The organism is Oleiphilus sp. HI0132 (assembly GCF_001635845.1).
On the sequence record NZ_LWGJ01001286.1, the window covers coordinates 1 to 12,283 of the forward strand.

Below are 12,283 nucleotides of genomic sequence, written 5' to 3' on the forward strand. Positions count from 1 at the left end.
TCGAATAAATTCTGCACTCACGGGGTGAGCTAAAAAGCAAGCCAATAAGGCAAGTATGATTTTAAAGTTCATGTTTCGGCTATCCTTAAATCGCGCACCACAACTCACGTAGATTATAATTGGAAAGAACTTGATACGTTCGTACAAACTTCGGTGACGCTGATTAACTGTTAATGCAATTCCCGTTACTTTTAAGGCGCAAACTTACCAAGGAATCTCATACAATTCCATGCGCTTTTGTCGCATTTGCTAGGCAGTTAGCGCTTCGATCTAAAAATATTAACTCAAAACGCCTTCTGAAGAATTAAAACTATCCCTCACTCACAAAAAACCGCCCTGCACTTTTCGGTGCAGAGCGGTTTAAGATAGAGATCGGCCTTCAAACCATGAGGCCGATATTGATTAAGCGCTTATTTAGTCGCAGCCTTCTTAATACTTGATTCAACTACCGCTACAACACGACGGTTAGCCGCTCTACCTTCAGATGTAGCATTATCAGCAATAGGCTGCTCCTCACCAAAACCTACAGACTTAACACGAGCAGCAGGCAAACCAAACTTATCAGTCAAAACCTTACTTACAGAATCTGCACGACGCTGCGATAAAGCTTTGTTGTATGCATCATTACCGCGATCATCAGAGTGCCCTTCTACGGTCACAACAGTTTTCTCAAACTGCTGCATAAACTCGGCAACTTTCTCGATTTCCGGGTAGTTATCCTTAGAAAGTATAGAGCTATTTGACGGGAACTTGACATCCATCTGGATAGAAACAGTTTCTGTCAGCATGACGGGACATCCCGACGCATCGACCTTAAACGCAGCATTAGTACCCGCGCACTTATCGATGTTGTCCGCTACGCCATCTTTGTCAGAGTCTTTGATCACTACCTTTTGAACTGGCGCTGGCTTAACTTCCTCTTTAACGGGAGCAGGCTCTTGCTTCTGAACCACTTGCTTAACAGGAGTGATGACAGGTGCTTCCACCATCATTGCTGGCGCGACATCACGACCAAATGCATAACCAACAGCTAAGCGAGCACCAACATCCAGCACTTCGTTATCCAGGCTATTCATCGCAAGCACTTCAGCTCGAAGAATCAAGTTTGAGTCATAGTACTTTTTAACACCCACACCTAAATTGATCAATGACTCACTGTGGTCATCGCCACCCTCTGTTTCATATTCTAAATGACTGAAACCAGCAGAAATAAATGGACGCACATCACCACGCTTCAAATGGAACAACAGACCGGGATTGATGCGCTCTGCATCAAGCTCAGCACCACTATATTTCCCTTCAACCTCATAAGCAGATAACCATGCTTCAAGAGACATCACTTCGTTTACAGGAAGTTCAATACCACCTTCCAGGCTAAATGCGTCATCAAATGAGCGGTCGTCATCATGGTGGTAAAAAGCCCCCCCTAAAAATGCCTCAAAATTTGGATATTCGTCAGCGACAGTTGCAGTTGATACGCCAGCAGCAAGGACACCCGCAAGTAGTAAATTCTTCTTCATAATCAGTTCTCCAGAACTCTCATTTATCTAAAACTATTAATTCGTATATGTAACTATATTTAGGCACTTTCTTTGAGCAAATGAATATCGCGCTGAGGGAAAGGTATTGTTGCACCAGCTTCTTCAACAGCTTGCTTAAGTAACGGTCTCGCGTCAAAGTAAAAGCTCCAGTAGTCTTCCGAGCGAACAAAAGCACGAACCAGAAAATCAACCGAACTGTCACCTAAATTCGATACGCCTACCAAATTATTTTTATTATCAAGCACCCGCTGATCGGTTCGCAACACTAATTCCATTGCTTCTTTTGCTTCTCTTATATTGTCAGAGTAACTAATACCGATCGCGATCTCAACAGCGCGTGTTTCGTTACGGGAATAATTAGTAATGGAACCATTGGCCAAGGGCCCGTTTGGCACGATTATAATACGCTCATCCAAGGTCAGTAAGGTTGTTACAAATATACCGATATCCTTGACGGTTCCTTCATGGCCTTGTGCACTAATGTATTCACCCACCTGTATTGGGCGGAATATTAGAATCATGACACCACCCGCAAAGTTAGAAAGACTCCCTTGTAAGGCAAGGCCCACTGCCAAACTCGCAGCACCAAGCACAGCTACAAACGATGTCGTTTCAATTCCGACCATTGAGGCAACACTAATTACGAGCAATACTTTTAAAACTATTTCGACACCGCTTGAGAAGAATTTTGCCAACGTTTCATCTGGCATATTCTTATGCAGACTACTATTTACCAGCGACGAAATCCTGTTAACAATCCACCAGCCAATAATTAAAGACAGTATCGCTAATACTACCTGCCCTCCATAAAGCATGACGGGCTCTTCTACCTGCTTCCAAATATCCTGTAGTTGCTGTTCCATTATTTATCTCCTAATACCTTTTAGTTTTAATTCCATCAAATTACACTCCTAAGAAAGCCAAAAGTCACAATTTATTTTTTAATTTTATTTTGTGACTTTCTTTTATCGACTTATGTCATAATTTCTGTAATTTCATCAATTCAAATTGAGACCAACACTATGGATGACCTCGACGATCTTGACGCACTGTTCAAATCCGATGAAAAACCAAAATCTGACAACATAAAATCGGTACTCCAGAAGACACGCACCCAAACAAGTCAACACGACACGATGAGCTTTGCGCTGGTCAAAATATGGGTAACCATGGCTGAGTTGTTTGCCCCGATGTTCGCAAACTTGGCACTTAAAAATAGTGACCAACTTGCTCCCAAGAACAATCAGTCTGACCAACAGACCTAAGCGACCTATCAGGAGTTAGTAATGCTCGAAGCAATGAAAGAAACCCTAGCCGATCCGATGATACTATGGGCTAAGATCGCTGAATTCTTACCTAGCCTACTCACCGCACTAGGCCTACTGATAGGTGGATACTTTGTCGCTAAATTTCTAGCCGGAGCCATAGCAAAGCTATTTTCAAAAATCGGCCTTGACCGCTTAGCCGAAACAGCGGGCATTGATGTTGCACTGAAGAAAGCAGGCATGAGCTCAGGGCCGTCAATACTGCTATCTAAGATAATTTACTGGCTTGTATTTCTCACATTTATCATCTCTGCTTCAGATGCTTTAGGCCTGGATAGAGTCTCCGCCACCATTGATCACTTCGTGCTGTATATACCAAAAGTGATTAGCGCTCTTATTCTAACCTTGATCGGTTTATTCATTGCAGGACTTGTGCGAACTGCCATTGAGGCCTCACTTGCCAGCATTAACCTAGGTTATGAACGTACAATTGGCGGAATTATTTATGCGCTAATTGTTATCATTGTAGTGTCACTGGCGATCAACCAACTAGAGATTGAAACCGATTTGCTAAACCAGGTTGTTATTATCTTTTTGCTCTCTGCTGCAGGAGCAGTTGCACTTGCACTCGGTTTAGGCACAAAACATGTTGCCGGAAATGTCGTTGCAGGCGTTTATGCTCGTGAACTATATGTTCCGGGTAACAAAATTAAGGTTGATAACGTTTCTGGTGAAGTAATTGAGATCTGCTCTACTGCGCTGATTATAGAAACTGAAGACGGCCGCAAAATCACAATCCCCAACAGTAAACTAATTGATTCTCAAGTGGAGATTCTATCGCAATAACTCTGCTTACCAATTACTAGCATGACGCTTAATAGCGTAGAAACCAAGCACAACCATGTAGCTCTTCCTGCCAATAATGACCCTGACAATGAGTGGGTCACCCAAGCACAGGAAGAGCTGCCCTATCGTACCTGTGCATACGAAAAGCTTATTCGAAAATACGAAAAGCTGGTCTTTCATATTTGCCTGAAGATGCTCGGAAATCGTGATGATGCTGATGATGTATCGCAGGAAGTCATGCTTAAAGTTTTCCACTCGCTAGTCAAATTCGAGGGTCGCTCCAGTTTTAAAACCTGGATCGCTAGAATTGCCACGAATACCTGCTTGAGTGCTGCAGACAAGCGTAAACGCACCCGAGAACTGCAAGCAATGTTAACAGATGATCCAAGCCAAGAAAGAACAAGCACCATCAACACCACAAAACGCGACCTCGATAGCGCAATGCAATTATTAGCACCTAAAGAACGAGAAATTCTAACCCTACGTTACACAGCAGAATTACGCATCGAAGAAGTGGCCGAAGTCTGTGACCTAAAACTAAGTGCTACTAAGATGCGCCTTTATCGAGCTCAGGAAGCACTGAAAGAGCACATGAAAGCATATCAACACTAAGTCCGCCACTAAGCCGCCTCCCATGCTACAATAGCGGTATTTAACCTAGACGATTCTCTAAGAGACAAGACACCTTGAGTTCACCTGATAACGAACATCCTTACGCACAACTTACACCCGACTTCGTACTCGACGCAGTCGAGTCAATCGGGCTATTTAGCGACTCTCGCATCCTTAGCCTTAACTCATATGAGAACAGGGTCTATCAGGTAGGAATTGAAGATGGCACGCCTATTATCGCTAAGTTTTATCGCCCCCAACGCTGGACGACTGAAGCCATTCTTGAAGAGCATGAATTTACCAGAAGCTTGCTAGAAAACGACATATCTGTCGTCCCACCGATGCTAATAAATGGCAGCACACTTCACGATTACCAAGATTTCCGTTTTGCATTATTTAAGCGCCAAGGCGGATATGCACCCGAGATTGAAATACCCGACACACTCTACCGAATCGGTTGTAACATCGGCCGAATACACCAGGTCAGTAACGCAGAAACCTTTAAGCACCGTCAAAACTTTTGCATCGAAAACTGGGCGATCAAGAGCAGACAGTTCTTGCTAGACAACGACTTTCTATCCAGATCGCTTCGACCGGCATACGAAACCTTAAGCCAAGACCTGATAGATAAGATGCAACATATATGGAAGAGCTGCCCATTCAACCCGATTAAACTTCACGGCGACTGCCACATTGGCAATATTCTTTGGCGTGAAGACCAAGCACACTTTGTCGATTTTGATGATTGCCTGAATGGCCCTGCAATTCAGGATCTATGGTTGATGCTTTCAGGAGACCGGCATCAACAAACCCAGCAAATGATCGAGCTGGTTGAAGGCTATGAAGAGTTCTGCGAGTTTGATACGCGCCAGCTCAAACTTATCGAGACCCTACGTACTTTGCGTATGATGCATTATGCTGCCTGGTTATCACGTCGCTGGACCGACCCTGCATTTCCAATGCACTTTCCTTGGTTCAATACCGAGCGCTATTGGTCATCACATATACTTGAGCTGAGAGAGCAGCTATCAATTTTGGATGAACCACCACTGAAGCTCCAAGCTTACTAAGACTTGTCTTCAGTCACGCATCGCATAAACTAGGCCGCTAAGATTATTACTGGAACAAACAATGAACGAACAAGCACCAAACGTTCAAGAAATAGAAGAGCAAGACAAGGTAAAAAAGTCGACACTTGTCATCGCCATTTTCATAACAGTTTTCGTAACCTTTTTCACTTTGGAACAAAATGGGCTCATTCAGCATAACAAACAAAAAGATGACTACCCTGTCGCTGAATATAAAGCTATTTTTATAGAAAAACTTGATCAAGGCGAATACCGACTTTCTCACAAACCTTCAAACCAAACAGCCGTTTGTCATCAAGGCTATTTATTTATCCAGTCAGATAAAAATGATGGCATGCAGGGTTTGTTAGTCGATTATAAAAATCGCGGTGTACGCTGTGGAGAACTGGTAAGCAAGTAATGACTGAACAAAAACCTGACACTATTTTTTCTCAAGCGCTTGATAGCGTAGGCGACTTCAAGTTTGACGAAGCAGTTGCCCGAGTTTTCCCTGACATGATCCGTCGCTCGGTTCCCGGTTACACCACGATAATTCCGATGATCGGTCTCATCACTGAGCGCTACGCTCAGAACGATTCAGCATGTTATGACCTGGGTTGTTCCCTAGGTGCATCAACACTTGCTATGCGCCATGGCTTAAGAGACAAAAGTTGCCAACTCATCGCCGTCGATAACTCAGAGTCGATGCTTGATCGCTGCAACCACTATATCAAAATAGATAACGAAGAAACTCCCGTTGAACTTGTGTGTAAGGATATCACAGAGCTGGCGTTTCAACCTTGCTCAGTCGTGACGTTAAATTTCACCCTGCAGTTTGTTGACCCTGCATTGCGCTTAAAACTCCTCAAAGATATCTATGCTGCAATGGAGCCGGGTGGCGTACTAATTCTTTCCGAAAAGATCTGTTTTGACAATCAAAATGAGCAAAGCGAGCTAGAAGAACTGCACTGGTTGTTTAAACGCGCAAACGGCTATAGTGAACTGGAAGTGAGCCAAAAGCGAAGCGCCCTTGAAAAGGTACTAATGCCAGACACCCTAGAAGCGCATCAAGCACGTTTGAAAGAGGCCGGGTTTACTCACTCCCACCTTTGGTATCAATGTTTCAACTTTATGTCGCTGATAGCGATTAAAGCAGCTTAGGTATAACGATGGATTTCTACCCTCTCTATGACGACTTATTTGCTTTCATGCGCAGCAACAAGCTCGAACCCTGGTTGGAGACTTTAATCCCCCTACTCAAACATAAGCTTCAAGAAAAGCCTCATGGTGACTTAAAGCGTTGGTTGGAGGCCTATCATTCTCTGCCAGTTTTAAACTCCGACATCGTCAATCTAGATGCTTCACGTGTTGGTGCCGACAGCAAGGAAGGCCTAAATAGTGATACGTTTAAACAGCTTGAACAAGCACTTAGAGGTTTAATACCCTGGCGAAAAGGACCCTATGACTTATTCGGCGTTCATATCGATACGGAGTGGCGATCAGACTGGAAATGGGAACGTATCAAAGACCACATCACCCCCTTAAAAAACCGGATTATACTCGATGTAGGCTGCGGTTCTGGTTATCACTGCTGGCGTATGTTGGGCGAAGGCGCACAAAATGTTATTGGGATCGACCCGAACTTTTTATTCTTACTACAGTTCGAGACTCTAAAGAAATATTGTGGCCCTCAAGCACCCATCCATTTGCTCCCAGTACGAATGGAAGATGTGACACCACAGCTAGAGGCCTTTGACACAACTTTCTCAATGGGCGTGCTTTACCATCGCCGCTCACCTATCGATCACCTATTGGAGCTCAAGGGGACCTTGCGCCAGGGCGGCGAACTGGTGCTGGAAACGCTCATTTGTGAAGGTGAGCTAGGCTATAGTCTAATGCCAGAGGATCGTTACGCCATGATGCGAAACGTCTGGTATCTACCAACTAAAGAAACCCTGAGCTTATGGCTAAGGCGAGCCGGTTTCACTAATATTCGCTGTGTAGAGAGCAACATCACCTCAACTGAAGAGCAGCGAAGCACGGACTGGATGAAGTTCCAATCCTTAAAGGACTTCCTAGACCCAACAGACCAGAGCAAAACGCTTGAAGGCTACCCTGCCCCTTTGCGTGCGACTTTCATTGCAAATAAAAAATAGCTTGTAGTCACTCTCAACTCAAAACACTCGCTCATAAAAAAAGCCTGAAAGCATAAAGCAATCAGGCTTTTTAAGTATTGATTAGCTAAATCAGTCGAAAGGATGTCTCAGCACAATCGTCTCAACACGATCAGGGCCGGTTGAAATAATATCAACAGGCGCTTCAATCTTCTCTTCAATGTACTTGATATAGCTTCGAGCATTTTCAGGAAGGTCTTCTAGTTTCTGCACACCTAAAGTGCTTTCTGACCAACCAGGTAGCGACTCAAATACAGGTTCCAGATCTTCATAACCTCGACCATCAAGCGGTGGGCGTGTTAATTCTTCACCCGCTTTAGTCTTATAACCTACACAAACCTGAATCTCTTCAAGACCATCTAGTACATCAAGTTTGGTCAAACAAATACCAGACACCGAATTGATCTGAATAGCATGACGTAAACCAACCGCGTCAAACCAACCACAACGACGTGGACGACCAGTGGTTGCACCAAACTCATGGCCTTTCTCGGCAAGATGACGACCTTGATCATTAAACAACTCTGTTGGGAATGGACCAGAACCAACTCGAGTTGTATAAGCTTTAGTAATACCCAGTACGTAATCAAGGTACATAGGACCGAAACCACTACCGGTCGCCGTGCCACCTGCGGTCGTATTTGAAGATGTTACAAATGGGTAGGTACCGTGGTCAATATCTAGCAAGGAGCCCTGGGCACCCTCAAACAAGATATTCTCACCCGCTTTACGGTATGCGTGAAGCTCGTCCGTGACATCAACCGCCATCGGTAAAAGAACCTTCGCCATCTCAAGCACATCATCAAGCGTCTTTTGATAATCTACAGGCTCAACTTTGTAGAAGTTTTCCAATACAAAGTTGTGGTATTCCATAATTTCTTTAAGCTTTTTAGCAAAGTTTTCTGCATCAACCAAGTCACCTAACCTTAGACCTCGACGAGAAACTTTATCTTCATACGCTGGGCCGATTCCGCGACCAGTCGTACCGATCTTATCAGCACCTTTCGCTATCTCTCGCGCTTGATCAAGCGCAACGTGATAAGGCAAAATTAATGGGCAAGCCAAACTCAGCTTTAAGCGCTCCTTAACCGGCACACCTTTTTCTTCAAGTTCAGTCATTTCCTTGATAAGAGCATCAGGAGCAAGCACGACGCCATTACCAATCAGACAAGTAACGTTATCACGTAGAATTCCGGAAGGAATCAAATGTAATACTGTCTTTTCCCCGTCAATTACCAGTGTATGACCGGCATTATGGCCACCCTGGAATCGCGCTACCGTCGCAACCTGATCTGTTAATAAGTCAACGATTTTACCTTTGCCTTCGTCACCCCATTGGGTGCCCAAAATGACAACATTCTTACCCATAACTTCTCTTCTCATAGAAAAAGCACAATGCTTTTATTGCTAATTGCCAGCTAAACAAGATACTGACAAGCCTTTAAACTGAATGGACCGCTATCTTAGCCGCCCGAAATAACACTAGCCAACAGGCTCAAGAGCCCATTGTTGATCTTTTAATACCAGCTGTTTGCTACAAGAATACCCTTTCGCAGTATCTGCAGCATTTAACGCTTGAACTACCTGATAGGACTTACGTAGCGCTGCTACCTCACTATGCAATTTTTTATCATCAGACAGAGGTGCAAAGACTCTTTCCTTTTCAGGCGTTTCTGCAGCCAAGCTAGAGACTTTCAAAATAGCTTTTAGATCTGCGCTAAAGCCGGTAGCAGGACGCGAACGTTCGTCCCGACCATGATCAAAACCTTTACCGATATCATCGTAGCGGCCACCTTTCGCTAAGGCATATCCATAACCCAAGCTGAACGCTGAAAACAAAATACCAGTATGATAGCTGTATCCACGTAACTCACAAAAATCGATCCCGATTTCAACACCATCAAAACGAAGCTGAATTTGATCAATAATTCTCTGCAGCTCAGCAATAGCGGAAACAATACCTTCGTTAGCGCTTAGCTTTAAACGCTCAACACTTTGACGAATTTTTTCTAGAGACTCAACACCACCACTTAGGTTGGCAATATCTCTAATAAGTAAAATTATCTCTTTATTTGCATCATCTGCTTGAGCTAAAGCGTCCAATTCAGGTATAGATTTTCGACTAAGTGCATCAAACACTTTAATTTCAGTACTTTCATCAAAGCTTGCAGATTCTAACAGCCCTCGGTAAATTCCGACATGCGCCAGATCAATATGTATACGACCTACCTGAGCGGCATTTAGCGTATCTAGCATCAAAGAAATTACTTCAAGGTCTGCCGCCTGGCTTTTCTCACCGAATAATTCACAGCCAATTTGCATCGGACAGCGGTTAGTAAGCATGTGTGCAGGTCTAGTATGTAGCACGGTGTCTGCATAGCATAGTCGGCTAATACCGTTAGTTTTAAGCATATGCGAGTCAATTCTTGCTACCTGAGGCGTTATATCAGAGCGTACCCCCATCAAACGGCCTGTGAGCTGATCGGTCACCTTAAACGTCTGTAAATCTAACTCGTTTCCAGTCCCCGTCAGCAATGACTCTAAATACTCTATAAGCGGCGGTGATACCAGCTCGTAACCATAGGAAGCATAAATATCGAGCATCGAGCGGCGCATCTGCTCTACTTTCCACGCTTCTGGTGGCAGCAGTTCATCAACCCCATCTGGCAGTAACCAGCGTTCAGACACACTCATACAAATTCTCTCTTATGGACAGTCTTATCAAACAACATTATTTCAGCAAAATAAGGGCTGAAATTGGCCTTCAAATTCTAGAAGACCCAAAAGCACGCAATTTTACAGTTTTATTGCGCACAAAAAAACCAATGTTTGCAAAAAGCATAAAAAAACGCGAATAGAACTTATCTATTCGCGTTTTGATAGAGCGAAATTAACTTAGATTACTTCGCGTCAGGCTTCTTCATATACTTAAAGAAGTCGCTATCTGGCTTAAGCAGCAAGACATCATCTTTACCAGAGAATGTATCTGTATAAGCTTTCAAACTACGCGTAAAAGAATAGAACTCTGGGTCCTTATTGAAGGCTTCAGCATAGGTGTTTGCAGCAATCGCATCACCTTCACCACGTATTTCTTCCGACTTACGATAAGCATCAGCTTCCAGTACAATCTTTTGACGATCGGCGTTTGCCTTAATACCTTCTGCTAGCTCCTTACCCTGCGAACGAGTTTCTCTTGCTTCCCGCTCACGCTCAGTCGCCATACGACGGTATACGTTTTTACTCAAATCTTCAGGCAGGTCAATTCCTTTCACACGCACGTCGACCACTTGAATACCAAACTCACTAACCGTTTGCTCATTTAGCTTCTTGGTAATGATACTCATCAACTGATCACGCTCACCCGATACCACCTCAGTTAAGCTGCGAGATGCAAATTCGTCTCGTAAGCCTTTGTTGGTTGAGTTCGCCAACAAGGTCGTGGCTTGCCAACGATTACCCGCTGTTGCCTTGTAATAAGCTTTAACATCGACAATCTTCCACTTAATGAAAGAGTCAACGATTACAAATTTCTTACCCACGGTAAGAAAACGTGCTGGCTGTGCATCTAAGGTTAGAAGACGCGCATCAAACAAACGAACATTCTGAAAGAAAGGCATCTTGAAGTGCACACCTGGCTGAATGTTTGTTTCAACGATTTCACCAAACTGAAGCTTGATACCCACTTCTCGCTCATCTACTACATAAATCGATGCAGATAGAACAACGACAACAACCAGTAATGAAATCAAAGATAATAATGAAGACTTAGACATTTATCTGCTCTCCCTGGATGTACGGTTGTTTCTTGAACGAAGCTCCTCAATAACTTGGTCTGCAATATCTGACACAGACTGATCTACGCTATCATCATTTGATAGACTAACAGAGCGGTTAGACATTAGCTTATCCAAAGGCAAATACATCATATTGTTGCCGCCTTCTACATCCACCAAGACTTTACTGCTATTGCTGTATACCGATGAGATTGCGTCAAGATATAAACGGTCTCTGGTAACTTCTGGCGCTTTTTTATATTCAACAAGTAACTTCTTAAAACGATCAGCCTCACCTTGTGCCTGAGAGATAACCTGCTCTTTATATGCGTTCGCTTCTTCTAACATTCGCTGAGACTTACCACGCGCTTCGGGAACAACGGTATTGGCATAAGCCTCTGCTTCGTTTACATAACGCTCTTTATCCAGATTAGCCTTTTGAACATCATCAAAAGCTGACTGAACAGCAGCAGGTGCACGCGCTTCTTTAACGTTAACAATACTAACGTTAACACCCGTGTCGTAGGAATCCATAAAGCTTTGCAGACGCGTTCGCGCATTTTCTGCAAGCACAGCACGACCAGCCGTTAGAATTGGGTTCAAATCTGTACTACCCACTTCATGCCGTAACGCTGATTCAGCAGCATGTTGTAAACTACGCTCTGGATCTTCAACACGTAAAGCAAATGCTACTGGGTCCGATACCGTATACTGAACGTTAAGCTCAACCTGAACCACATTCTCATCCTGAGTCAGCATTTCTTGCTTCAACTCGGCATTTCGAACATTAGTTACGTTTACAGGAATGACCTTCTCGACAACAGGAATCACAAAGCGTAAGCCTGGGTCCAAGGTTCGGTTGTACTTACCTAATTGAAGGACAACGCCTCTTTCCTGCTCATCAATGGTATAAAATGACTTGAAGCCTAAAAAGATAACCAGCGCAATCAATGCCAAAATAAATACACCACCAGCACCCTGGCTTGAACCGCCAGAAGAGCCACC

At 43.9% G+C, this 12,283-nt stretch carries 13 protein-coding genes; 7 read left to right on the top strand and 6 right to left on the bottom strand.

Going from position 1 to position 12,283, the window contains the following annotated elements; translation table 11 throughout:
• Positions 1-410: 410 nt before the first annotated feature.
• Both A3766_RS19535 and A3766_RS19540 read right to left on the bottom strand, forming a co-directional pair.
• A complete protein-coding gene (locus A3766_RS19535) occupies positions 411-1,520 on the bottom strand; it encodes an OmpA family protein (protein ID WP_082865138.1) in 1,110 nt (369 codons plus the stop codon).
• Positions 1,521-1,579: 59 nt separating this feature from the next.
• Positions 1,580-2,404, bottom strand: a complete 825-nt coding sequence (locus tag A3766_RS19540; RefSeq protein WP_068513417.1) for a mechanosensitive ion channel family protein — start codon at positions 2,402-2,404, stop codon at positions 1,580-1,582.
• 159 nt (positions 2,405-2,563) lie between these two features.
• On the opposite strand from A3766_RS19540, the gene A3766_RS19545 reads away from it, so the two are divergent.
• The 7 genes from A3766_RS19545 to cmoB all read left to right on the top strand — a co-directional run bounded on the left by A3766_RS19545 (position 2,564) and on the right by cmoB (position 7,487).
• Positions 2,564-2,806, top strand: coding sequence for a hypothetical protein (locus tag A3766_RS19545; RefSeq protein ID WP_068513420.1), 243 nt, complete (start codon positions 2,564-2,566; stop codon positions 2,804-2,806).
• A gap of 21 nt (positions 2,807-2,827) precedes the next feature.
• Entirely contained in the window at positions 2,828-3,652 is an 825-nt protein-coding gene (locus A3766_RS19550; protein WP_068513423.1) for a mechanosensitive ion channel domain-containing protein, read from the top strand.
• A gap of 21 nt (positions 3,653-3,673) precedes the next feature.
• Complete coding sequence (locus A3766_RS19555) at positions 3,674-4,264, top strand: sigma-70 family RNA polymerase sigma factor (RefSeq protein ID WP_082885771.1); 591 nt, start codon at positions 3,674-3,676, stop codon at positions 4,262-4,264.
• A 74-nt stretch (positions 4,265-4,338) separates the two neighbouring features.
• Positions 4,339-5,334, top strand: coding sequence for a serine/threonine protein kinase (locus A3766_RS19560; protein ID WP_068513426.1), 996 nt, complete (start codon positions 4,339-4,341; stop codon positions 5,332-5,334).
• Between the two features lie 61 nt (positions 5,335-5,395).
• Positions 5,396-5,752 carry a hypothetical protein gene (locus A3766_RS19565; protein ID WP_068513429.1) on the top strand — a complete coding sequence of 119 codons (357 nt, stop codon included), beginning with the start codon at positions 5,396-5,398 and terminating at the stop codon, positions 5,750-5,752.
• Positions 5,752-6,492, top strand: a complete 741-nt coding sequence (gene cmoA, locus A3766_RS19570) for a carboxy-S-adenosyl-L-methionine synthase CmoA (protein ID WP_068513432.1) — start codon at positions 5,752-5,754, stop codon at positions 6,490-6,492. Before A3766_RS19565 ends, cmoA begins: the two co-directional genes overlap by 1 nt.
• Positions 6,493-6,500: 8 nt before the next feature.
• A complete protein-coding gene (gene cmoB, locus A3766_RS19575) occupies positions 6,501-7,487 on the top strand; it encodes a tRNA 5-methoxyuridine(34)/uridine 5-oxyacetic acid(34) synthase CmoB (RefSeq protein ID WP_068513437.1) in 987 nt (328 codons plus the stop codon).
• Positions 7,488-7,577: 90 nt separating this feature from the next.
• On the opposite strand, the gene A3766_RS19580 is transcribed toward cmoB, so the two are convergent.
• The 4 genes from A3766_RS19580 to hflK form a co-directional block, all read right to left on the bottom strand.
• Positions 7,578-8,873 carry an adenylosuccinate synthase gene (locus A3766_RS19580; protein WP_068513457.1) on the bottom strand — a complete coding sequence of 432 codons (1,296 nt, stop codon included), beginning with the start codon at positions 8,871-8,873 and terminating at the stop codon, positions 7,578-7,580.
• Positions 8,874-8,987: 114 nt separating this feature from the next.
• On the bottom strand, positions 8,988-10,199 hold the full coding sequence (locus tag A3766_RS19585; protein ID WP_068513439.1) for an ATP phosphoribosyltransferase regulatory subunit: 1,212 nt from the start codon (positions 10,197-10,199) through the stop codon (positions 8,988-8,990).
• A gap of 206 nt (positions 10,200-10,405) precedes the next feature.
• Entirely contained in the window at positions 10,406-11,278 is an 873-nt protein-coding gene (hflC, locus tag A3766_RS19590; protein ID WP_068513442.1) for a protease modulator HflC, read from the bottom strand.
• Positions 11,279-12,283, bottom strand: a 1,005-nt coding sequence (gene hflK / locus A3766_RS19595; RefSeq protein ID WP_068642817.1) for an FtsH protease activity modulator HflK, incomplete at its 5' end; no start/stop codon positions are given.

Excerpts from the sequence above, each read along its gene's own strand:
- A3766_RS19535 (WP_082865138.1), bottom strand. The coding sequence starts at position 1,520 with ATGAAGAAGAATTTACTACTTGCGGGTGTCCTTGCTGCTGGCGTATCA.
- A3766_RS19540 (WP_068513417.1), bottom strand. The coding sequence starts at position 2,404 with ATGGAACAGCAACTACAGGATATTTGGAAGCAGGTAGAAGAGCCCGTC.
- A3766_RS19545 (WP_068513420.1), top strand. The coding sequence starts at position 2,564 with ATGGATGACCTCGACGATCTTGACGCACTGTTCAAATCCGATGAAAAA.
- A3766_RS19550 (WP_068513423.1), top strand. The coding sequence starts at position 2,828 with ATGCTCGAAGCAATGAAAGAAACCCTAGCCGATCCGATGATACTATGG.
- A3766_RS19555 (WP_082885771.1), top strand. The coding sequence starts at position 3,674 with ATGACGCTTAATAGCGTAGAAACCAAGCACAACCATGTAGCTCTTCCT.
- A3766_RS19565 (WP_068513429.1), top strand. The coding sequence starts at position 5,396 with ATGAACGAACAAGCACCAAACGTTCAAGAAATAGAAGAGCAAGACAAG.
- cmoA (WP_068513432.1), top strand. The coding sequence starts at position 5,752 with ATGACTGAACAAAAACCTGACACTATTTTTTCTCAAGCGCTTGATAGC.
- cmoB (WP_068513437.1), top strand. The coding sequence starts at position 6,501 with ATGGATTTCTACCCTCTCTATGACGACTTATTTGCTTTCATGCGCAGC.
- A3766_RS19580 (WP_068513457.1), bottom strand. The coding sequence starts at position 8,873 with ATGGGTAAGAATGTTGTCATTTTGGGCACCCAATGGGGTGACGAAGGC.
- A3766_RS19585 (WP_068513439.1), bottom strand. The coding sequence starts at position 10,199 with ATGAGTGTGTCTGAACGCTGGTTACTGCCAGATGGGGTTGATGAACTG.
- hflC (WP_068513442.1), bottom strand. The coding sequence starts at position 11,278 with ATGTCTAAGTCTTCATTATTATCTTTGATTTCATTACTGGTTGTTGTC.